We start from the raw sequence: 21,596 nt of genomic DNA, 5'->3' as shown, positions 1-21,596 counted from the left end.
CCTCCACGAAATTACGGGGTAAGGTTGCAGCTATTCTGTACATTCATTTACACTTTTTACGAAATGACTGGCGTGATCACAAAAAAGTTCTTGTCAGATGCCCTATAAGCCAGGAATGATACACGACTGATGTTGATGACCCGAACAGGTAAAGAGGATGGGTATGAAGAATAAAATGTTGCTGGGTGCACTCCTGCTTGCAAGCAGCGTCGTCTGGGCCGCGCCGGCCGCAACAGCTGCTCCCACCGGAATTGATAAGTATGAGTTGAGCGGTTTCATCGCCGATTTTACCCATTTTAAACCTGGTGACACGGTCCCACCGCTGTACCGTACTGACGAATATGCGATTAAGCAATGGAACCAACGCAACCTGCCAGCACCTACCGCCGGTACCCACTGGACCTACATGGGTGGTGCGTACGTGCTGATCAACGATGCTGACGGTAAGATCATTAAAGCCTACGACGGCGAGATTTTTTATCATCGTTAATAGAAAAAAACACGTACTTTCAGCAAGAAAGTACGTGAAATACCCGCAAATCAATTAGTCATAAGATACTGCAAATATCACTTTACTTTGTATTTCACCAGGCAGTAATGATTCCCCTGTCACGCGAACATATTTCGCAGTGATAGGGAAAGTGTACTGATTACTGATTGCTTCCAGTTTGGTCATTCTGTTCATCAGATTATCCCCCTGTTTTAGAGGAGAAGTCGCGGTGCCATTATATATCTGGAACCCCACCCCTTTGGCGCCATTCGCTATCGTGTTTTTTAGTATTTTCCCGCTTTCATCCCAGTCACCGCGCACCACTTTAAAAGTGACGGGATTGGTAGTAACGTTATATATACTTTCGCAATTCAATACCAGATTTGTGGAACCCGATTTGGTATTATTAACCGTGAGCATCTCATTCAATGTGGTATCTGGCATTTTAATTTCGTATCGGGGTAATGAAAACTGACACGTGGTGGGTTGATGCGTTACTGTAAAGCTTAAATTCTGTGTAAAAGCTGAATTACTCGATAAACGTCCGGTAACCCAGCAATAAAGATAAGCTAGCCAGTTTGAAGTACAAGAATTATCAGAGGTAATACTTACTGCCGGGTCGCTCAGACTAAACGCATCACCGGATACTGTCTGCTTAATAGTCCCTGAATTTACATATCTTGCTGAGATGGTGAAACTTTTGGTATCCAGCACTTCGCCGGCACTAACCGTTTTCTTACCAACACTTACTGGAAAATCATTGCTGGTCAGATTGATATTAATTAAAACCTTCTTGCCGCTGCCCCCCTGAATTGCAACAATGTAATCCTTAAGCGGTGTTGTATAATATAAGCTATCACTGTTGGCTGTACACACTATGTTGCCACTGGAACTGAGATTAATTTGATTTATTGCCGTTCCAGATGTCATATCCAGATTAATTGTCGCTAACCCGCCATTTTTCGTCTGAAATGTACACCCGGCATCAGCGCCAAAGGATGACAGCAGCAAAAATATCAAAAATACGTATCCTTTCATATCTTGCATCCTTATCGGCAAATATAGACTTTATTCTCATCAATCACCCTATCGAAGGTAATTGTACAGAACTGTCCCTGCTGTTTATTAACTGCAACACGTACCGACGCGGGAATATCGTTGGTGCGAATAAATAACCGGCTACCCTGCCCCACCAGGCCCACATTATTACCGATATCATCTTCCACTTCATAACCGAAAGATAACGGAGAGCCGTCCGGACGCTCGGCAAGAAAGTACCAGGGTTTGCGCCGATCGGTTTCAAACTCCGTCATCACGACCGCACCGCGATAAGGTACTGTACCTTTTCGATTGCCCAGTAATGCCACATCGCTATTAGTGTCAGAAAGATCCAGCATCAGCATATTTTCACGGTACGGCGTCAGACTGTCGTAAACCGCGTAACCTTTACTGTTGGTTGTTAGGTAACGATGCCCTTGCACAGCCGCACCCTGTAACCCAGGCGCTTTAACAATGGCGAATGTATCTGAAAGCCGGGGAGTCAGAGCCACGCCCTCAGACCACACCACGATCCCCCCCTGAATATTGCCGCTGGCCTGTTGATACTTATTCGATTGGCTGTAACTACTGCCTACAGTCGCCACTGGCGCGCGCCAGACCATGCTAACGCCCGCCGTTGTCTCGTTCCCCTGTCGTTGCTGACTGAGGTTGGCACCATAGCTGAATTGATCGCGATGACCCGTCACCCCGCTTAAGCTGGTGTTATTCGACTGAAAGCCGTCATTATCAAATGTCGTGGAATTAGAGACGAACAGATCGCGTCGAGGAGTGGAAATACCGTCCCCCCACGAGAACGGGATGGAGATATACAGGTTAAAACGCTTATCCTCGTGGTTGTCCTCATCGTACGTTTGACTCACGGCAACGGTATAGCTAACTCGCTGCCAGGCGTTAGAGTAGCTAAGTTGATAATCTTTGCCATTTCCACTGCGTTGCCAATAGTCGCGCCACAGGCCGCTAACCGCCAGGGATCCCCAGTTTTCGGGTAACGCTTGATTTATATTCAGTGAAAAACTGTTCTTGCGGCCAAAGTCGTTTTGATAGTAGTCCGCAATGTCATAAACATCGTTTTTATCGCGATTATAGTTATTTTTATTATTCGCCCACACGTAGTCATTAAAGGTACGATAATCCCGCGAGGAATAACGATAAGCTGCAAGTGCAAACTGCGTACCGGTCTGCGTGACATATTTGTTCCATGCAACCTGATAGCTCTGACCATCAAAAACATCACCATTATCCTGCTTGCTATGCGATCGCGTGGCGTCTACCGATACTGCGCCAATGGGTGTATTCCAGCCAGTCCCAAGCACAAATGAAGAATAGTTTTGCGACAGCATTGTACCGCCATAGACCGTTAGCAGATTGTTCAGACCATACTGATAACTCCCTTGCAGGAAATCATACTGATTGCCAGCCCCTTCAATATGGCTACGCCCTGCAGCGAAATCATATTTCGATACGCCCGACTGCAGCATATTTGGCACAGATGAAAAAGGCACCAGATAATGAGATATCGAACCGTTAGCCTCTTTCACACTGACATCTAAATCTGAACCGCCGCCAGCGAGTTGTAGATCATCAATAGCAAATGGGCCTGGTGGCACTTCTTTCTGGTAAATAACAAAACCATTTTGTTCGATGGTTACCAGGGCGTTGCTCTGGGCAATCCCACGAACTACAGGGGTAAAATTCTGTTTTGAGTTTGGTAACATTTGCATATCGCGCCAGATACGCACACCACGAAAACGTACGGCATCAAAAATATCTGCCCCGGTATACATGTCACCGGCGCGCAATGTACCAAGAATCGACGGCACACCACGTTCCACATATAACGTGTTGCTCTTCCATTTGCCGTTGCCCTCATTACCTTTCGTATAGTTGTCACTTGAATGCAACTGCCACCCCAGCAGGTTCAACCCGCTATTCAGGTTCACATAGCTGCTTTTATCATCACCACCGTGTTTATAATTACTGTAATACTGGCTGGCGTAATAAGAGGTATAAAAAGCGTTCACCCCGCGATCCCAGGTTTCAGGCGGCATATATCCTGGTTCATATTCAACCACATACGCCTGAGGCACGCTTAAATTTAGAATAAACTCCCCAATGTCATAACTAACACTGCCGCCCTGCACTGCTGCACGCAGCGGCACGCAGCCTTCTTGTTTATCCGTTTTAATGTTCCCGGTGCGAATACCAATTTGCTGCAATTGTGCCCAGGGCAGACATGTCAGTTCGGGATCATCTTTAATATCAATATCGTACCGACCACGCCACTTATTATTAAGATAAACATCCATTTCATATATACCGGGCATTGGCTTATCGCCATCAATTTGATAGCGAGAGATTTTCTCACCATTCAAACCACCGATCATAAAGTGGGTATCAAACGTGTCTTCTTCAGCCCATACGGATGAAGCGGCCAACACCGACAGGATTGACAGTGTAATAGAATTTATCTTTGACATAATCAATCCTTGACTATCTTTCCGTTTTTATTTTTTCACTTAAGTAGTTTCCGTGATCATCAATAAGAGTAACCTTGTAATGATTAACGACAGTAGTGGTGACGACCTTTTTATCTGACCACGGAGCAAGTAACACTGTCTCGCTGTTTATTTTTGAATTACCCACTATTTCAGGAATAGTAATCCAGTTGGCAGAATTATTTTTGATATTAATGCCACCACTGACATCTCTGACGTTTAAGCGAGAAAAGCTTTTTTCATCTACACCGGCAATACCCTGCGGGCGATATATAAATTTGATGCGATTCTGCATAGCAAATTTAATCATGTTCTTACCTTCTGATTCCGCAGAATTAGGAGGAATATCTAACACATTCAGAAAAAAAAGGCTTTCACGATCTTTCGGCAGCGTATTTGCCAATTGCTTAATTTTCAGTTGTTGACCAGAGCCTCCGCTGACCTTTGCCACCGGAGGGCTCATTACAAATGGCACGTGGATTTTTTCGGGTGGCAGACTGGTATCTCCGTCATCTATCCAGGATTGAACCAGCGAGCTGCGACTGCCTTCATTCATTAATTGCACGGTAATTTCTTTTTTCTGTGCCGGATAAATGACACGGGTGCCGTAAATGTATATGCCGCCCCACGCAGGCATTACTGTACCGGCCAGTAAAAACACGAGTATTTTTTTCATTATAATTATCCTTACTGCGGAAATAATCGGCGGCCGGAGCCGCCGACAAACAGGATAGTCATCTTAATCAGTAACAACAGTCATCGTCAGCGAAGAGGCCACATCACCAGCGGAGACATCGGCAGAACCAATTTTCGCGTAGCGTGCGCTAAAGTTCAGAGTATATTTATTGTCCGCAGTTTTAGTTATACCCGTGATCATTGAAGATGCTTGATTTTTTTTAGAATCAGGATCATGCTACGAACCATGAAAATTACACTGACTCCTCAACAGAAACTGCAACTCGAACAAATGCACGATATTGAACGTGATAGTCGAGTTTGCGACCGTATTAAGGCTGTTTTGCTGGCTTCTGAAGGCTGGAGTCAGACCATGATTTCACAAGCTCTTCGGATTCATGAATCCACCGTTGCACGTCACCTTAGCGACTACGTTCTTTCTGAAAAACTTAAGCCTGAAAATGGCGGAAGTCAAAGCAAGCTTTCTGCAACTCAAACCATGCACCTAATCGAGCATTTGACTGAGAGAACCTATCCTCATACTCATCAAATTGTCGCCTACGTTAAAGAGACTTTTGGACTTGATTACACTGTCTCTGGTATGAACAAATGGCTTCACCATAACGGTTTTAGCTACAAGCAACCGAAAGGCGTTCCACATAAGTTTGATGAAGCAAAACAACAAGCTTTCATAGATGCTTACGAAGCGCTAAAGGCAAGTTGTGACGAGGATGAATCGATAGTCTTTATCGATGCTGTTCACCCAACCCTATCAACAAAAATATCTCATGGCTGGATACGAACTGGTCAAGATAAAGTGATTGAAACAACGGGAAATCGCAGTCGATTGAACATTCTTGGCGCACTGAACCTGTCAGATATCGGAGCTACTATTATTGATGATTATGAGAGCATTAACAGTGAAACGATAGTTCGCTTTTTCTGTAAGTTAAGAGAGAGTTATCCGTTAGCTCATAAGCTTCATATCATTTTAGATGGTGCGGGATATCACCGTAGTGACTTAGTCAGAGATGCGGCATTTGTCCTTAATATCGAGCTGCATTATCTTCCACCTTACAGCCCAAACCTCAATCCAATAGAGCGGCTTTGGAAAGTAATGAATGAGAAGTCGAGGAACAACGTTTACTTCAAAAGTAAACGGGACTTCAAGGCGGCAATAGACCAATTTTTTACTGTGACTCTTCCAGAGATCGCAGGCTCTTTGGCATCTCGAATTAATGATAATTTTCAGGTTCTCAAGCCTGCATCTTCAAGTTGATTCGGTATAACTCAATACCTGTATCGGGGTTAACCTGTTTAGTAAAATCATCACCATAGTAAACGGTGAAGCCAGCACCATTATTTGCTGCGGTATTTCGTGTAATATATTTATTATTGCTGTCAAATTGAGAACTGGAGAAAGTAATTTTTGGTGCTTTACTTCCTGTACATTCAACCGTCAATGGCACGGTGGTTTTATTTGAGTATCCTTCATAAACACCACCAGCACTTAAGGCATTTAATCTGTCAGCACCAATTTGGTTCATACCAATGGTCGCAGTGGTATCCCCTGTAAATTTACAGGTGGTCCCTACTACCTTACCAGTAATAATCAGTTCACCCTGATCAGAATCAGCAGCAAAAGCCCCAGCGCTCATAACTACAGCGGACAGAACAGCAGCGGAAATAATTGAACGTTTCATCGTATATTCCTTAATGAATTAACTTCTATTGGTTAAGAGGACTTAACCCGTGAAATTAAATTCGCACACCAGAAACGTTATCGCAATGTAAACGCGTTGTTTTATTGATTTAAAACAAATTGCAAAGCGCAATATAATAGAAACAAATCAGTCGATTTTTTTATTCTTTTAAATTAATAAATTTACGAGATTAACTGTTGGGATGGAATTCTTCAGAGAAATGATCAGCCACGTATTATTCACAATAATAATGCATGGCTGATAAAAGACGTTTAATCGTAATGCGTCATCACAATTTGTCGTGTAGCGTCACCGGTGATAGTAACAATTTCAGTTACCGCACCTTTTGTTGGATTGGAAACACCCGCTCTGACGTTTGAAAAGGAAATGGCATTGCCACAGCGTTGCTGCACTTCGTTATTTACAACATCAGTGCTACAGGTGGGTTCAGTTACCCGACCATTGATATTCAGGGTGGCAGTATCTGTGGCGAAAGCAGAAGCGCTCATTCCATAAGCCAAAGTAATAACTCCCAAGAATAAATTTTTTTTCATTACGTTCATTATTCCTGTACCGGTTGGGAAACAGCACACAAGCCGTCTTTCCAGTAGATTATGGATTAACTGCCTCGCTAAGGCTAATTGAGATTGTAGATTAATTCGACCAATTTGATCAATTTAAATGATGCATTGAGGGTATTTATTCAGAAAAAGACATGAATTATACAGTCCGGATAAATAATTGAGTGAGATTTTTCATCCAATATATTCACCGCATCAATGCATTATTGATACGGTGAATATTTTTAACGCTATTAATTACACCGCGCGGAAGGCAATTTCACCCGGGATCACTTCCCCTTGCCAGTAGAGCTGGGCAGCGACACGTCCTGCAAGGTCGCGGTAAATGGCGGTAAATTCGCTGTCAGGACGGCTGATGACCGTCGGCGTACCACGATCCAGGTCTTCACGCAGAGAAATATGCAGCGGCATCTGTCCCAGCAGTTGGGTGTGATACTGCTCAGCCAGTTTCTGCGCGCCACCGGTGCCGAAGATTGGCTCGTGATGACCGCAGTTGCTGCAAATATGCATACTCATATTCTCAACAATACCCAGCACTGGCACTTCGACTTTTTCGAACATCACGATGCCTTTTTTCGCATCGATCAGCGCGATGTCCTGCGGAGTGGTCACCACAACAGCCCCCGTGACCGGAATGTTTTGCGCCAGCGTCAACTGGATATCACCCGTACCCGGCGGCATATCCAGTACCAGGTAATCAAGATCCGGCCATAAGGTTTCTTGCAGCATCTGCAGCAGGGCTTTGCTGGCCATCGGGCCGCGCCACACCATCGCATTATCGTCAGTAACCAGATAACCAATAGAGTTTGTCGCCAGGTCGTGAGACATGATCGGCGCCATATGGGTACCGTCTGGAGAGGTTGGACGCTGGTTTTCCGCACCGAGCATCGTCGGGATTGACGGGCCATAAATATCGGCGTCCAGTATCCCTACCTTAGCCCCTTCCGCAGCCAGCGCCAGCGCCAGGTTCACGGCAGTAGAGGATTTACCCACGCCACCTTTACCCGAACTGACGGCGATGATGTTTTTTACACCATTAATGCCCGGCTGGTTTTTCACGCGTTTCAGCGTCGCAATGTTATGCGACAGTTTCCAGTCGATCGCTTTCGCACCAGTAATACGCAGCAGATCGGCGCTACATTGCTCTTTTAAGTCCTCAAACGCGCTCTGCCAGACAAACGGCATGACCAGCTCAACGTGCAACGTGTCATCCATCCAGGCGACGTGATGCAACGCTTTAAGCGTCGTCAGATTATGCTTCAGGGTTGAATGCTGAAAATTCGCCAGCGTCCCGGCAACCATCGCGCGCAGGGTCTCTGGTGATTTGGCCTGGGATTGTGCGTTCATCCCGACTCCTTTTTGTTGTTCTGAAAATACAATAGTCACCAGGTAGTTTACTCCAACCGCAACAATTATTCATTTACGGATAAATGCCCTTATCGCTTGGCGCAGTAATTACCATTTTGGTACTATCAAAGCCCTTTTCACTACAAAAGAAGTAATTGCCCACTATGACTCAAGTCGCGAAGAAAATTCTGGTAACGTGCGCGCTGCCGTACGCCAACGGCTCTATCCACCTCGGCCATATGCTGGAGCACATCCAGGCTGATGTCTGGGTCCGTTACCAGCGAATGCGCGGCCACCAGGTTAACTTCATCTGCGCGGACGACGCACACGGTACGCCAATCATGCTGAAAGCACAGCAGCTTGGGATCACGCCAGAGCAGATGATCGGTGAAATGAGTCAGGAGCATCAGACTGATTTTGCGGGTTTTGACATCAGCTATGACAACTACCACTCTACGCACAGCGAAGAGAACCGTGAGCTGTCTGAGCTGATTTACACGCGCCTGAAGGAGAACGGTTTTATTAAGAACCGTACTATCTCCCAGCTTTACGATCCGGAAAAAGGCATGTTCCTGCCGGACCGTTTCGTTAAAGGCACCTGCCCGAAATGTAAATCTCCGGATCAGTATGGCGATAACTGTGAAGTTTGCGGCGCAACCTACAGCCCGACCGAACTTATCGAGCCGAAATCCGTCGTTTCTGGCGCGACGCCGGTAATGCGCGACTCCGAACACTTCTTCTTTGACCTGCCATCATTCAGCGAGATGCTGCAGGCCTGGACACGCAGCGGCGCGCTGCAGGAGCAGGTCGCCAACAAAATGCAGGAATGGTTCGAATCCGGCCTGCAGCAGTGGGATATTTCCCGCGATGCCCCATACTTCGGTTTTGAAATCCCGGATGCGCCAGGCAAGTACTTCTACGTCTGGCTGGACGCACCAATTGGCTATATGGGTTCGTTCAAAAACCTGTGCGATAAGCGCGGCGACACGACCAGTTTTGATGAGTATTGGAAGAAAGATTCCGACGCTGAGCTGTATCACTTCATCGGTAAAGACATCGTCTACTTCCATAGCCTGTTCTGGCCGGCGATGCTGGAAGGCAGCAACTTCCGTAAGCCGACCAACCTGTTCGTACACGGTTATGTGACTGTAAACGGTGCGAAGATGTCCAAATCTCGCGGTACCTTCATTAAGGCCAGCACCTGGCTGAAGCACTTTGACGCCGACAGCCTGCGCTACTACTACACGGCGAAGCTTTCTTCACGCATTGATGATATCGACCTGAACCTGGAAGACTTCGTTCAGCGTGTAAACGCCGATATCGTCAACAAAGTAGTCAACCTGGCATCACGTAACGCAGGCTTTATCAGCAAGCGTTTTGACGGCGTACTGGCTGCTGAACTGGCCGACCCGGCGTTGTATAAAACCTTCACTGACGCTGCTGCGGTGATTGGCGAAGCATGGGAAAGCCGTGAATTTGGTAAAGCTATCCGTGAAATCATGGCGCTGGCCGATGTGGCAAACCGCTACGTTGACGAACAGGCTCCGTGGGTCGTTGCTAAACAGGAAGGCCGCGATGCCGACCTGCAGGCGATCTGCTCCATGGGTATCAACCTGTTCCGCGTCCTGATGACTTACCTGAAACCGGTTCTGCCAACGCTTGCTGAACGTGTAGAAGCTTTCCTGAACAGCGAGCTGAGCTGGGATGCCATTAAGCAACCGCTGCTCGGTCACAAGGTCAACACCTTTAAGGCGCTCTACAATCGCATCGACATGAAACAAGTTGAAGCGCTGGTGGAAGCGTCGAAAGAAGAAGTGAAGGCCGCTGCCGCACCGGTAACCGGCCCGCTGGCGGATGACCCGATTCAGGAAACCATTACCTTTGACGATTTCGCCAAAGTTGACCTGCGCGTGGCATTGATTGAAAACGCCGAGTTTGTGGAAGGTTCTGACAAACTGCTGCGTCTGACGCTGGATCTCGGTGGCGAGAAGCGTAACGTCTTCTCTGGTATTCGTTCTGCCTATCCGGATCCGCAGACCCTGGTTGGACGTCAGACCATTATGGTTGCTAACCTGGCACCTCGTAAGATGCGCTTCGGCATTTCTGAAGGGATGGTCATGGCGGCAGGTCCTGGCGGGAAAGATATCTTCCTGTTAAGCCCGGACGAAGGCGCAAAACCTGGCCAACAGGTGAAATAAATCAGACATCTCGAGCGCTGCAACTGCAGCGCTTTTTTTTGCTGAGGGATTTACCTTTAATCTTAAACACACTCCCCCACTCCATTTTCGGACTGCTCAGCCATCGCTATTAGATTTATTCTATACTGCTCTGCTATTAAGGCCGCCCGGCCCCATCATATTCATTAGAATTATTATTTAGCTTTCGATATTCATAAAATGGAGTTTCCATGACAGCGTTACAAAAATTAGTTTCTCTCGCCGTGGCATCGGTTGTGGTTTTTTCCCTGGCGGGTTGTGGTGATAAAGAAGAAACGAAAACATTCAATGCCAATCTTAACGGTTCGGATATCACCGTCTCTTACACCTATAAAGGTGACAAAGTTCTGAAACAAAGCTCCGAAAGTAAAATCAGCTATGCGTCTGTCGGCGCCAGCAATAAAGAGGAAGCCGCAAAAGTATTCGATGCGTTAAGCGCCAAATATCAAAATATTGCAGGCGTAGAAGAAAAGCTCACCTATACAGATACCTACGCGCAGGAAAATGTCACTATCGATATGGAAAAAGTCGATATAAAAGCGTTGCAGGCAATTTCCGGGATGAAGCTTTCTGAGAAAGCCGATAAAAATATCAGAATGAAGCAAATGCAAACGGTAATGGAATCGGCGGGTTTTAAAGAAGTGAAATAACATCCTGGCGACCCGATATTCATCGTGGTCGCCAGTGTCGTTTTACGCTTTCGTTTTGTGCACTCGCGACGTCAAACCCCGCAGGAAATAACGCAGAAACTGATCGCCGCATTCGCGATAGTTCTTATGGTCCGGCGCGCGCATCATGGCGGTAATTTCCGGCATCGACACACGAAACTTCTGCTCGGTCATAATGGCCAGAATATCATCGGTTTTCAGCGAAAAGGCGATACGCAGCTTTTTCAGCACCGTGTTGTTGTTAACACGACGCTCAAGCGCCAGTTCCGGCGCAGACTCGTCTTTGCCACGCAGATGATAAATCAGACCGTTTAAAAATCCGGAGAGAATGATATCCGGGCAGCGAATAAACCCGGCTTCATCTTCTTTTGTCATCCAGGTATCAAAACCTGCGGAGGTGGATTCCATGTCAGCAAGCGCAAGAATACGCACCATGTCGTTATTGTTCGCTTTCAGGGTGTAGCGCAGGCTACGAAGAATATCGTTACTTAGCATAGAGCCTTCAACTGTCGGTGATGCAATGGCGCGCAGTGTATCAGTTTTACAGTCCAATCGCCTCTTTTAGGCTTTTAAGATAACGGCGACTTACCGGAACTGTCAGCCCGTTGCGTAAAATCAGTTCGGCCTGACCGTTTTCTTCCAGACGGATCTCCCGCAATTGCGCCATATTCACCAGATACTGCCGATGGCAGCGCAGCAAAGGAGTACGGCTTTCCAGCGTTCTGAGCGTCAGTTCGGTGAAACCTTCTTTACCATCGCTGCTGGTCACATACACGCCGCTCATGCGGCTGCTGATAAACGCCACGTCATCCATTTGCAGCAGATAGATTCGGCTGTGGCCGCTGCACGGAATAAACTTCAGCGCCTGCTGATTCTCCGGCAGTAGCGATACATCCTGCTTCGTGCGCTCCTGACGCAAACGGCTCAGCGTTTTTTCCAGTCGCGCCTCTTCAATCGGTTTGAGAAGATAATCAAACGCATGTTCTTCAAAAGCTTTCACCGCATATTCATCAAACGCAGTAAGGAAAACAATATACGGACGATGCTCAGGATCAAGCATGCCAACCATTTCCAGACCGCTGATACGCGGCATTTGAATATCAAGGAACAGGACATCCGGACGCAGTTTATGTACCGCGCCGATGGCTTCCACCGCATTCGAACATTCGCCGACGATCTCGATGTCGCTTTGCGCCTGCAACAGGATCCGCAGATTCTCCCGCGCTAACGGTTCGTCATCGACAATCAGCACTTTGATCATGCCAGTTCCTCCAGAGGAAGTCGTAAAGTGATTCGGGTAAAGCGGTCAGGTTCACACGCTACGCTGATGCCAAAATCGTCGCCAAACCGCTCGCGCAGTCGTTTATCAACCAGATTCATACCCAATCCGCTGGCCTCAGACGTTGGCTGATACAACCCGGCGTTATCTTCAATATCCAGCATCAGATACTGCCCTTCACGGCGGGCGGTAATCGACACTTCGCCGGTATCCAGTAGCTGAGAGGTACCGTGCTTAATGGCATTCTCCACAATAGGTTGTAGGGTAAAGGCAGGTAATTGCTGATACGAAAGCGCATCTGGCACCGTTAAAGTCACCTGCAGGCGCGACTGAAATCGCGCCTTTTCAATTTGCAGATAGGCGTTAACGTGCTCAATTTCATCAGCCAGCGTCACAATCTCCGACGGACGTTTTAAGTTTTTGCGAAAGAACGTCGACAGATACTGCACCAGTTGGCTGGCCTGCTCGCTATCACGTCGGATCACGGCTTTGATGGTGTTGAGCGCATTAAACAAAAAATGGGGGTTCACCTGTGCATGCAGGAGTTTGATTTCCGACTGCGTGAGCATCGCTTTTTGCCGCTCATACTGCCCGGCCAGAATCTGCGCAGAAAGCAGTTGGGCGATCCCTTCCCCCAGCGTGCGGTTGATCGAGCTAAAGAGGCGGTTTTTGGCTTCATACAGTTTGATGGTCCCCATCACCCGCTGGTTTTCCCCCCGCAAAGGGATCACCAGCGTCGAGCCTAATTTGCATTGCGGGTGCAAAGAGCAGCGGTAAGGGACTTCATTCCCATCGGCATACACCACCTCTCCGGTTTCTATCGCCCGTTGGGTGTACGACGACGAAATAGGTTTTCCGGGTAGATGGTGATCGTCACCAATGCCGGTAAATGCCAGCAGCTTCTCGCGGTCGGTAATTGCCACAGCACCGATATCCAGCTCTTCATACAGCACCTGAGCGACCTTCATGCTGTTAACCTCGTTAAACCCCTGGCGCAAAATACCCTCCGTTGAGGCGGCAACTTTGAGCGCAGTGGCGGAAAAAGCAGAGGTATATTTTTCAAACATCGCCCGTTTATCGAGCAAAATACGCATAAATAAGGCTGCACCCACGGTATTCGTCACCATCATCGGCGCGGCGATATTACTGACCAGCCGAAACGCATCGTCAAACGGCCGGGCGATTAACAAGATGATCAGCATCTGCACCAGTTCGGCGACAAAAGTAATGGCACCCGCGGTCAGTGGGCTAAAGACTTTATCGGTACGGCCACGACGGGTGAGCACGCTGTGCACCAGCCCGCCGAGCAAACCTTCGACAATGGTCGAAATCATGCAACTGAGCGCCGTCATTCCGCCCATTGAATAACGATGTAAGCCACCGGTTAGGCCGACCAAACCGCCGACCACCGGGCCGCCAAGCAGCCCGCCCATCACCGCGCCGATAGCACGGGTATTAGCAATAGAATCATCAATGTGCAGCCCGAAATAGGTGCCCAAAATGCAGAAAATGGAAAAGGTAACGTAGCAAAGCAGCTTGTGCGGGAGCCGGATCGTGACCTGCATCAGCGGGATAAACAAACGCGTTTTGCTCATGAGCCACGCGATAACGAGAAACACACACATCTGCTGAAGCAGCAGCAACACCAGATTAAACTCGTACATACCTGCCAACCACACATCACTTAAAAGCGCGTAACATACATGGGCTGCGCGTAACTTTCTTTGAAGTGTTGCAAAAAAAAAGGAATTTGTGAGAACGATCACTCGAAAGCGCGAGCATGACTACAAATTCACCCATTTGTTGATCAAAAAACAGACAAAACTACCTGGTTCGCAAAAGAGCGTCTAAAGTAAAACTGGGACCTCGCGAGCATAAGTGAGACGACGATGGCGCTTTACACAATAGGTGAAGTGGCTTTGCTTTGTGATATCAACCCTGTCACTTTACGCGCGTGGCAGAGGCGTTACGGATTACTGAAACCGCAGCGAACAGACGGCGGGCATCGCCTGTTTAACGACGCGGATATCGACCGGATCCGTGAGATAAAACGCTGGATAAATAACGGCGTTCAGGTCAGTAAGGTAAAAATGTTGCTCAGCAATGAGAACATTGATGTGCATAACGGCTGGCGCGAACAGCAAGAGACGCTGTTGAGCTATTTGCAAAGTAATAATCTGCATAGCCTCAGGATGTGGATCAAAGAGCGCGGTCAGGATTATCCCGCACAAACGCTCAACACCCATTTGTTCATTCCGTTACGCCGCCGCCTGCAATGTCAGCAGCCGATCCTGCAGGCGTTACTGGGGATCCTCGACGGTGTCCTCATCAACTACATCGCGATTTGTCTGGCCTCGGCGCGCAAGAAACAGGGGAAAGATGCCCTGGTTGTCGGCTGGAACATTCATGATACCACCCGCTTATGGCTGGAGGGTTGGGTAGCCAGCCAGCAGGGATGGCGCGTTGACGTCCTCGCCCACTCGCTAAACCAATTGCGACCAGAACTGTTTGAAGGCCGAACCTTACTGGTCTGGTGCGGCGAAAGCCAAACGCCTGCTCAGCAACAACAACTGAACGAATGGCGCGCGTTAGGTCACGATATTTATCCGCTCGGTATTTAAAGCCAACCAGGATCGGCTCTTAATATTCTGTTAACAAACGTGTACAATCCTTAGATTCACATAAGGAGTGCATAATGAGCGCAGCTAAAATCGGTGTCATTACCCTCTTCCTGCTGATGGCCATCGGCGGTATCGGCGGCGTCATGCTGGCAGGCTACACATTCATTTTACGTGCCGGGTAAGGTGGCTCGCTAATCGCTCAAACCCGCGGTCAACTATCACCGCAGCCAGCGCGACCAGCAGTGCCCCCTGAATCACATAGGCGGTATTGAACCCGCTCAGGCCGATGATAATCGGCGTGCCCAGCGTGTTCGCCCCGACGGTTGAGGCTATCGTAGCGGTGCCGATATTAATAATCACCGACGTGCGAATTCCCGCCAGAATAACCGGTGCCGCCAGCGGCAACTCCACTTTACGCAGCCGCTGGCCCTGACTCATGCCCATTCCGCTGGCGATATCCATCACGCTGGGAGAAATTCCGCCGAGTCCTGCCAGAGTTGCCTGCAAGATTGGTAACACGCCATACAAAATCAGCGCGATAATCGCGGGTTCAAGCCCAAACCCCATCACCGGTACGGCGATCGCCAGCACGGCGACCGGAGGAAATGTCTGCCCCACGGCGGCAATCGTTTCCACCATCGGCCTGAATTCCGCGCCCCAGGGCCGGGTTACCGCTATTCCCGCGCCGGTGCCAATGATGACGGCAATAAGGCTTGAAATCCCCACCAACGCAAAATGACTCAACGCCAGCGCCGTAAAACTTTCCTGCTGATACACGGGACGCGGCAGCGCCGGAAATAGCGAACTAAACAGGGCCTGACTGTGAGGCAATCCCACCAACAGGATCAGAAACAGCACAACAAGCCATAGCAATGGATCAGCAAGACGTTTCACGGGTCGGCGTCTCCGAAAGCAAATCGCGAAAATGAAGCGTCCCGCAGGGTAACCCCTGCGGCGTCACGACCGGCAAGACATCGCAGCCACGCGCCACGAACACCGACAATGCATCACGTAGCGTCATCTCATCCACCAGCGGCTCGCCGTCTGAGTGTTCGCCGCGACGGATAAAATCCCCTACCGTACGCAGTGACAACAGCCTTACGCCCAGTTCACTGCGGCCAAAAAAAGTTTGCACGAAATCATTCGCTGGTGCAGTGAGCATCGACAGCGGCGTGCCTTGCTTCACAACTTTTCCTGCATCCATCAAAATCAGATGCTCCGCCAGTCTCAGCGCCTCGTCGATATCATGCGTCACCAGCACAATGGTACGTCCCAACAAACGGTGGATACGCGTCATCTCCTGCTGCAGCGCGCCGCGGGTGACCGGGTCCAGCGCGCCAAAAGGCTCATCCATCAGTAGCACCTGCGGATCTGCCGCCAACGCACGCGCAACCCCAACCCGCTGCTGTTGTCCACCGGAAAGCTGATGCGGATAACGGTGACGCAAACTCGCCTCGAGGCCCAGTAGCGCCATTAGTTCATCTGTTCGGTCATCAATACGTGAACGTGACCACTTTTGCAGCTGCGGTACGGTGGCAATATTCTGCGCGACGGTCCAGTGGGGAAACAAACCAATAGACTGAATCGCGTACCCCATGCGCCGTCGTAACTCCAGCACCGGCAGGCTGCGGATCTCCTCCCCGGCGAAACGGATCTGCCCGCTGTCATGTTCAACCAGCCGGTTGATCATCTTTAGCGTGGTAGACTTGCCCGAACCTGACGTGCCAATTAATACCGAAAAGCTGCCCTCTCCTAACTGCAGGTTAAGGTCGTCGACAGCTTTTTGTTGGCCATAGGTTTTACTGACATGGCGAAATTCAATCATTATTCGATACCTTTAGCAGCGCGATCCCTAAATCAAACAGCGCATCAATCAACACAGCCAGCACAACGACCGGGATCACGCCCAACAGCACTAAATCAACGGCGCTACTGAGCAATCCCTGAAAGACCAGCGCGCCAAATCCCCCTGCACCAATCAGCGCGGCTATCACCGCCATCCCCACCGTCTGGACCATCACCACTCGCAAACTGCGCAAGAAGACCGGCAGCGCCAGTGGAAACTGCACCGAGATAAACCGCTGACGCGCGCTCATCCCCATCGCCCGGGCGCTTTCAAGTACATCGCGTGGAACCTGATTCAATCCAGCCACTACGCCGCGAACCAGCGGTAAGAGCGCATACAGCACCAACGCAATAAGCGCAGGCGTCAGACCGGTTCCCGCTACGCCAAGCGAACCCAGCAAGGGAAAGTGCTTCACCAGTCCGGCAAGCGGCGCAATTAACAGGCCAAACAGCGCGACGGAGGGAATAGTCTGGATGATGTTCAGTACCGCGAATACCGGCCCCTGACGGGAGACAGAAAAAGTACACCAGACGCCCAGCGGCACGCCAATGAGCAGCGCGGGCACTACGGTAGCGAACAAAATCGTCAGATGCTGCGCCAGGGCGTCGTTAAAGACATCCTGGCGATTGGCATATTCTTTAAGCAGAGAAAGATCGTTAAACGTACCGGAGAGCAGTAACACCAGCGGCAAAATGAATATTTGTGCGTGCAATAACCAACGCCACGACGCCTGTTCGGTGATGCGACGAATGGCGTCACTGGCTGCCAGCAGCATCAGTCCCAGCCCTAACCAGAACCCGCTGCCCAGGCTGGTTCTGGCCAGCGGGCTACCCGTCTGAGCCAGATACGTTGCCGTTGTGCCGGCGATGACCAGCGCCGCAATCACCAACAGTTGGCTAACGATAAGCGTCAATATATTGCCGGATTTTCCCGGTACAAAGCATAGAAGAAACAGCAACACACAGGCCGCCGCTAATCCCCATGCCATGTCGGGTTGGATATCCCAGAGTTGACGCCCTTCACCGGAAACCAGGCGATTGGGAGCATAGCTGATGAAAGGAAGCGCTGCCGCCGCGATGGTAAGAAACACCAGCAGCAACAGCACCCGATTTACTGAAATATTCGACAAAACACCCACCTGCTGCAAACTCCGTTACTTCACCCATCCTTTTTGCTTCAGGTAGTCTGCTGCGACTTTTTTCGCATCCAGCCCCTCCACGGCGATACTGGCATTCAGCCGTTGCAGCGTTTTTTCATCCAGGCTGGCAAATACCGGTTGTAGCCATTCTGCCATTTGCGGGTAGTCCTGCAGCACCGATTCACGCACAACGGGCGCTGGCGCATAAATGGGCTGTACGCCTTGCGGATCGCTTAATGTTTGCAGACCGAGCGCCGCAACCGGACCATCGGTACCGTAGGCCATCGCTGCATTGACCCCTGAGGTCTGCTGCGCCGCCGCTTTAATCGTCACCGCGGTATCCCCCCCCGCCAGCGACAACAGCTGATTCTGGTTCAGTTTGAAATCATAGGCTTTTTCAAAGGCAGGCAGCGCGTCAGCCCGTTCGATAAACTCCGCAGAGGCGGCAAGTTTGAACGTCCCCCCGTCTTTCAGGTAACGGCCTAAATCGGCAAGGGACTCAAGCTTATTCTTTTGCGCGACATCCTGGCGAACCGCAATGGTCCAGGTGTTGTTGGCGGGCGCAGGCGTTAGCCAGATCAGCTTATTTTGCTCTGCGTCCAGCTTTTTCACTTTGTCATAACCGGCCTGTGCATTTTTCCACGCAGGATCATTCTCATCTTTAAAAAAGAATGCGCCATTGCCGGTATATTCCGGATAAATATCCAGTTCACCAGAGGTAATTGCCCCACGCACCACCGGAGTGGTACCCAGCTGTACTTTATTAACGGTTTTCACGCCGTGACTTTCGAGCACCTGCAAAATAATGTTGCCGAGCAGCGCCCCTTCGGTATCTATTTTTGAACCGACCGTGACGGGTGACGCGGCCTGTAAGGGCAAGCTGATCGCGGCTAATAACGCCAGCGAACCCACCCAAACTTTTGAAATTATCATGCTGCACTCCTCATTCTTTTACGGCCCTTTTCAGAGACTTGAGGAAAAAGCATAGTCGAAAAATCAAGCCTTAGCCTGGCAATTGGGTAGTAACACTGAGAGTTACTCGCGGTAAGGCGATAATACAATAAAAAAAATCCGGCAAACCCAAAGTGAGTTTACCGGATGGTACGATTTCGCGGGCCTGATAAGCGTCACGCTATCAGGCATGATATCAATTACAGCAGTTCAAATTCGCCCTGCTTCACTCTGGCAGAATCCACGCCGATAAAGACGTTGAACTTGCCCGGTTCGGCATCGTATTGCATACGCTGGTTCCAGAATTTCAGCGCTTCAACATCAATTGGGAAGCTAACGGTTTGGGTTTCACCCGGCTTAAGATTCACCTTCTCAAAACCTTTCAGCTGTTTTACCGGACGACTCATTGAAGCGGTAACATCCTGCAAATACATCTGAATCACCGTCGCACCTTCGCGTTTGCCGGTGTTGGTCACCTGCACGCTGGCCGTCACGGTCCCGTCACGCTTCATCGTCGGAGAAGAGAGTTTCACATCAGAAACCGTGAATGTGGTGTAGCTCAGGCCATAGCCAAAGGGATACAACGGACCGTTCGCTTCGTCAAAGTAGCGCGACGTGTACTTATTCGGCTTATCGGCATTATACGGGCGACCGGTATTGAGATGGCTGTAATAGACCGGGATCTGTCCGACAGAGCGCGGGAAAGACATCGGCAACTTACCTGACGGGTTGTAATCGCCAAACAGCACATCGGCGATGGCGTTACCGCCTTCCGTCCCGGCAAACCAGGTTTCGAGGATCGCATCGGCCTGTTGATCTTCCTTAACCAGCGCCAGCGGACGACCGTTCATCAGTACCAGAACCAGCGGTTTACCCGTGGCTTTCAGCGCGGTAATCAGGTCACGCTGACTCTGCGGAATGGTGATATCGGTGCGGCTGGAGGCTTCATGCGCCATTCCCTGCGCTTCACCAACTACCGCGACCACCACGTCAGACTGCTTCGCGGCGTTAACGGCTTCATCAATCATCGCCTGCGGTGAACGCGGGTCAACCTTCACCGCCTCTTCATACTGGTTGAGGAAGTCGACAATGCCTTTGTCGTTGGTGATGTTCGCCCCTTTGGCGTATACCACTTTGCCCTGCTCGCCGATGGCATTTTTAATCCCCGTCAGCACCGTTACCGACTGATCGGCAACCCCGGCAGCAGACCAACTCCCCATCACATCACGCTTGCTGTCGGCCAGCGGACCGACAACCGCTACGGTGGCGGATTTTTTCAGCGGCAATGTTTCCAGACGGTTTTTCAGCAGCACCAGGCTTTCACGTGCCACTTCACGCGCCTCTTTGCGGTGCAAACGGCTTTCCGCGTTGGTGTCCTGCGGGTCAGATTCTTTAGCCCCCAGATGGCTGTACGGATCGTTAAACAGCCCCATATCATATTTCACGTTCAGCACATGACGCGCAGCGTCGTCCAGCTCCGCCATCGTCACCTTACCTGACTTAATCAACCCCGGCAGGTATTTGCTGTAATACTCATCGCTCATGCTCATGTTGATGCCGGACTTGATCGCCACACGCACCGCATCTTCAGGATCGGCGGCGGTGCCGTGCTTAATCAGTTCCTTAATCGCGCCGTGATCGGAAACGGTAATGCCCTTAAAGCCCCACTCATCGCGCAGCACGTCTTTTAACAGCCATGCATCCGAAGTCGCCGGCGTACCGTTCAGCGAATTAAGCCCCACCATCACCGCACCGCTACCGGCGTCCAGTCCGGCTTTGTACGGTGGCATATAGTCGTTGAACAAACGCTGCGGGCTCATATCGACAGTGTTGTATTCCTTGCCGCCTTCAACCGCGCCATAGGCGGCATAGTGCTTGACGCTGGTCATCACCGAATAGCGATCGGCCGGGCTTTTACCCTGCATCGCTTCCACCATGGTTTTGCCCATCGTGGCGGTCAAATACGTATCTTCGCCAAACCCTTCCGAGGCGCGGCCCCAGCGCGGATCGCGCGAGACATCGACCATCGGCGCCCAGGTCATATTCAGACCATCATCGGCGGCTTCATACGCAGACACTCGACCAACGGTTCTGACCGCATCAAGATTAAAGGAGGACGCCAGACCGAGGCTTATCGGGAATACGGTACGCTGACCGTGCAATACGTCGTAGGCAAAAAAGAGAGGGATTTTCAGGCGGCTGAGATCCATCACCTGATCCTGCATTTTGCGGATATCCTGGCGCGTGACGGTGTTAAAAATTGCCCCAACTTGCCCGTCTTTGATCATCTCGCGGATGGCTTCTTTCGGGTTATCAGGCCCGACGCTTATCAAACGCAGTTGCCCAATCTTCTCATCTACGGTCATCTGCTTGAGTAAATCGGTAACGAAGGCATCCCGCGCCTCTGGCGTCAGTGGATGGTTACCAAACAGAGTGTCCGCCAACGCTGGTTGTAATGCCAGACTCACCGCGACACCTACAGAACATAGCCATTTCATGTTGATTCTCTCTTTATTTTTTCCCGACG

Annotated in this window: 19 protein-coding genes and 2 pseudogenes; 6 read left to right on the top strand and 15 right to left on the bottom strand. The window is 49.9% G+C overall.

Annotated elements, in window-relative coordinates:
- Nucleotides 1–157: 157 nt before the first annotated feature.
- Nucleotides 158–490 carry an RcnB family protein gene (locus HV237_RS08760; RefSeq protein WP_019077205.1) on the top strand — a complete coding sequence of 111 codons (333 nt, stop codon included), beginning with the start codon at nt 158–160 and terminating at the stop codon, nt 488–490.
- 54 nt (nt 491–544) lie between these two features.
- On the opposite strand, the gene HV237_RS08755 is transcribed toward HV237_RS08760, so the two are convergent.
- From HV237_RS08755 to HV237_RS26150, 4 genes and pseudogenes are all read right to left on the bottom strand, one after another.
- The gene (locus HV237_RS08755; RefSeq protein ID WP_047359144.1) at nt 545–1,528 is read right to left on the bottom strand and encodes a fimbrial protein; all 984 of its coding nucleotides are present in this window, start codon (nt 1,526–1,528) and stop codon (nt 545–547) included.
- A gap of 11 nt (nt 1,529–1,539) precedes the next feature.
- A complete protein-coding gene (locus HV237_RS08750) occupies nt 1,540–4,026 on the bottom strand; it encodes a fimbrial biogenesis outer membrane usher protein (protein ID WP_047359145.1) in 2,487 nt (828 codons plus the stop codon).
- A 13-nt stretch (nt 4,027–4,039) separates the two neighbouring features.
- Entirely contained in the window at nt 4,040–4,720 is a 681-nt protein-coding gene (locus HV237_RS08745; protein ID WP_047359146.1) for a fimbrial assembly chaperone, read from the bottom strand.
- A gap of 63 nt (nt 4,721–4,783) precedes the next feature.
- Nucleotides 4,784–4,909 (bottom strand): annotated as a pseudogene (locus tag HV237_RS26150) (fimbrial chaperone protein); the annotation flags it as partial.
- Between the two features lie 57 nt (nt 4,910–4,966).
- Here HV237_RS26150 and HV237_RS08735 point away from each other — a divergent pair.
- The gene (locus HV237_RS08735) at nt 4,967–5,998 is read left to right on the top strand and encodes an IS630 family transposase (protein WP_102595949.1); all 1,032 of its coding nucleotides are present in this window, start codon (nt 4,967–4,969) and stop codon (nt 5,996–5,998) included.
- A 7-nt stretch (nt 5,999–6,005) separates the two neighbouring features.
- Here HV237_RS08735 and yehD read toward each other — a convergent pair.
- From yehD to apbC, 3 genes and pseudogenes are all read right to left on the bottom strand, one after another.
- A pseudogene (gene yehD, locus HV237_RS08730) lies at nt 6,006–6,422 on the bottom strand (fimbrial protein YehD); the annotation flags it as partial.
- 272 nt (nt 6,423–6,694) lie between these two features.
- Nucleotides 6,695–6,976, bottom strand: a complete 282-nt coding sequence (locus HV237_RS08725) for a DUF2574 family protein (protein WP_047359231.1) — start codon at nt 6,974–6,976, stop codon at nt 6,695–6,697.
- A gap of 264 nt (nt 6,977–7,240) precedes the next feature.
- Nucleotides 7,241–8,350, bottom strand: coding sequence for an iron-sulfur cluster carrier protein ApbC (gene apbC / locus HV237_RS08720; protein ID WP_047359147.1), 1,110 nt, complete (start codon nt 8,348–8,350; stop codon nt 7,241–7,243).
- Between the two features lie 164 nt (nt 8,351–8,514).
- Here apbC and metG point away from each other — a divergent pair, with 164 nt between their 5' ends.
- Both metG and HV237_RS08710 read left to right on the top strand, forming a co-directional pair.
- Nucleotides 8,515–10,548 (top strand): methionine--tRNA ligase, encoded by a 2,034-nt coding sequence (gene metG, locus HV237_RS08715; RefSeq protein WP_016156963.1) that lies wholly within the window; start codon nt 8,515–8,517, stop codon nt 10,546–10,548.
- A gap of 209 nt (nt 10,549–10,757) precedes the next feature.
- Nucleotides 10,758–11,216, top strand: a complete 459-nt coding sequence (locus HV237_RS08710; protein ID WP_047359148.1) for a YehR family lipoprotein — start codon at nt 10,758–10,760, stop codon at nt 11,214–11,216.
- A gap of 42 nt (nt 11,217–11,258) precedes the next feature.
- Here the strand turns inward: HV237_RS08710 and HV237_RS08705 are convergent, their stop codons facing one another.
- The 3 genes from HV237_RS08705 to HV237_RS08695 are packed head-to-tail and all read right to left on the bottom strand — an operon-like array spanning nt 11,259 to nt 14,177.
- Nucleotides 11,259–11,729, bottom strand: a complete 471-nt coding sequence (locus tag HV237_RS08705; RefSeq protein WP_016156965.1) for a DUF1456 family protein — start codon at nt 11,727–11,729, stop codon at nt 11,259–11,261.
- Nucleotides 11,730–11,775: 46 nt separating this feature from the next.
- Complete coding sequence (btsR, locus tag HV237_RS08700; protein ID WP_016153690.1) at nt 11,776–12,495, bottom strand: two-component system response regulator BtsR; 720 nt, start codon at nt 12,493–12,495, stop codon at nt 11,776–11,778.
- Complete coding sequence (locus tag HV237_RS08695; protein WP_016153691.1) at nt 12,492–14,177, bottom strand: sensor histidine kinase; 1,686 nt, start codon at nt 14,175–14,177, stop codon at nt 12,492–12,494. Before HV237_RS08695 ends, btsR begins: the two co-directional genes overlap by 4 nt.
- A 225-nt stretch (nt 14,178–14,402) precedes the next feature.
- Between HV237_RS08695 and mlrA the strand changes: the two genes are divergently transcribed.
- Nucleotides 14,403–15,134, top strand: coding sequence for an HTH-type transcriptional regulator MlrA (gene mlrA / locus HV237_RS08690; RefSeq protein ID WP_016153692.1), 732 nt, complete (start codon nt 14,403–14,405; stop codon nt 15,132–15,134).
- A 74-nt stretch (nt 15,135–15,208) separates the two neighbouring features.
- The gene (locus tag HV237_RS08685) at nt 15,209–15,316 is read left to right on the top strand and encodes a protein YohO (RefSeq protein WP_003027354.1); all 108 of its coding nucleotides are present in this window, start codon (nt 15,209–15,211) and stop codon (nt 15,314–15,316) included.
- Here the strand turns inward: HV237_RS08685 and HV237_RS08680 are convergent.
- The 5 genes from HV237_RS08680 to bglX form a co-directional block, all read right to left on the bottom strand.
- Nucleotides 15,297–16,028, bottom strand: coding sequence for an ABC transporter permease (locus HV237_RS08680; RefSeq protein ID WP_019077213.1), 732 nt, complete (start codon nt 16,026–16,028; stop codon nt 15,297–15,299). The two genes, HV237_RS08685 and HV237_RS08680, sit on opposite strands and share 20 nt — an antisense overlap.
- On the bottom strand, nt 16,012–16,959 hold the full coding sequence (locus tag HV237_RS08675; RefSeq protein ID WP_016153694.1) for an ABC transporter ATP-binding protein: 948 nt from the start codon (nt 16,957–16,959) through the stop codon (nt 16,012–16,014). Before HV237_RS08675 ends, HV237_RS08680 begins: the two co-directional genes overlap by 17 nt.
- The gene (locus HV237_RS08670) at nt 16,952–18,118 is read right to left on the bottom strand and encodes an ABC transporter permease (RefSeq protein ID WP_047359232.1); all 1,167 of its coding nucleotides are present in this window, start codon (nt 18,116–18,118) and stop codon (nt 16,952–16,954) included. The genes HV237_RS08675 and HV237_RS08670 overlap by 8 nt, the downstream gene beginning before the upstream one ends.
- A 15-nt stretch (nt 18,119–18,133) precedes the next feature.
- Entirely contained in the window at nt 18,134–19,051 is a 918-nt protein-coding gene (locus tag HV237_RS08665) for an ABC transporter substrate-binding protein (RefSeq protein ID WP_016153696.1), read from the bottom strand.
- A gap of 218 nt (nt 19,052–19,269) precedes the next feature.
- Entirely contained in the window at nt 19,270–21,567 is a 2,298-nt protein-coding gene (bglX, locus tag HV237_RS08660) for a beta-glucosidase BglX (protein ID WP_016153697.1), read from the bottom strand.
- Nucleotides 21,568–21,596: the final 29 nt, after the last annotated feature.

Origin of the sequence: Citrobacter sp. RHBSTW-00570 (assembly GCF_013739755.1) — a bacterium.
Classification (GTDB): Bacteria; Pseudomonadota; Gammaproteobacteria; order Enterobacterales; family Enterobacteriaceae; genus Citrobacter; species Citrobacter braakii.
This window is presented reverse-complemented; position numbering and strand designations above follow the sequence as displayed.

Coding starts and splice junctions, on each gene's coding strand:
- apbC (WP_047359147.1), bottom strand. CDS start 8,350: ATGAACGCACAATCCCAGGCCAAATCACCAGAGACCCTGCGCGCGATG.
- HV237_RS08675 (WP_016153694.1), bottom strand. CDS start 16,959: ATGATTGAATTTCGCCATGTCAGTAAAACCTATGGCCAACAAAAAGCT.
- HV237_RS08705 (WP_016156965.1), bottom strand. CDS start 11,729: ATGCTAAGTAACGATATTCTTCGTAGCCTGCGCTACACCCTGAAAGCG.
- bglX (WP_016153697.1), bottom strand. CDS start 21,567: ATGAAATGGCTATGTTCTGTAGGTGTCGCGGTGAGTCTGGCATTACAA.
- HV237_RS08665 (WP_016153696.1), bottom strand. CDS start 19,051: ATGATAATTTCAAAAGTTTGGGTGGGTTCGCTGGCGTTATTAGCCGCG.
- HV237_RS08750 (WP_047359145.1), bottom strand. CDS start 4,026: ATGTCAAAGATAAATTCTATTACACTGTCAATCCTGTCGGTGTTGGCC.
- metG (WP_016156963.1), top strand. CDS start 8,515: ATGACTCAAGTCGCGAAGAAAATTCTGGTAACGTGCGCGCTGCCGTAC.
- HV237_RS08745 (WP_047359146.1), bottom strand. CDS start 4,720: ATGAAAAAAATACTCGTGTTTTTACTGGCCGGTACAGTAATGCCTGCG.
- mlrA (WP_016153692.1), top strand. CDS start 14,403: ATGGCGCTTTACACAATAGGTGAAGTGGCTTTGCTTTGTGATATCAAC.
- HV237_RS08755 (WP_047359144.1), bottom strand. CDS start 1,528: ATGAAAGGATACGTATTTTTGATATTTTTGCTGCTGTCATCCTTTGGC.
- btsR (WP_016153690.1), bottom strand. CDS start 12,495: ATGATCAAAGTGCTGATTGTCGATGACGAACCGTTAGCGCGGGAGAAT.
- HV237_RS08695 (WP_016153691.1), bottom strand. CDS start 14,177: ATGTACGAGTTTAATCTGGTGTTGCTGCTGCTTCAGCAGATGTGTGTG.
- HV237_RS08710 (WP_047359148.1), top strand. CDS start 10,758: ATGACAGCGTTACAAAAATTAGTTTCTCTCGCCGTGGCATCGGTTGTG.
- HV237_RS08685 (WP_003027354.1), top strand. CDS start 15,209: ATGAGCGCAGCTAAAATCGGTGTCATTACCCTCTTCCTGCTGATGGCC.
- HV237_RS08735 (WP_102595949.1), top strand. CDS start 4,967: ATGAAAATTACACTGACTCCTCAACAGAAACTGCAACTCGAACAAATG.
- HV237_RS08725 (WP_047359231.1), bottom strand. CDS start 6,976: ATGAAAAAAAATTTATTCTTGGGAGTTATTACTTTGGCTTATGGAATG.
- HV237_RS08760 (WP_019077205.1), top strand. CDS start 158: ATGGGTATGAAGAATAAAATGTTGCTGGGTGCACTCCTGCTTGCAAGC.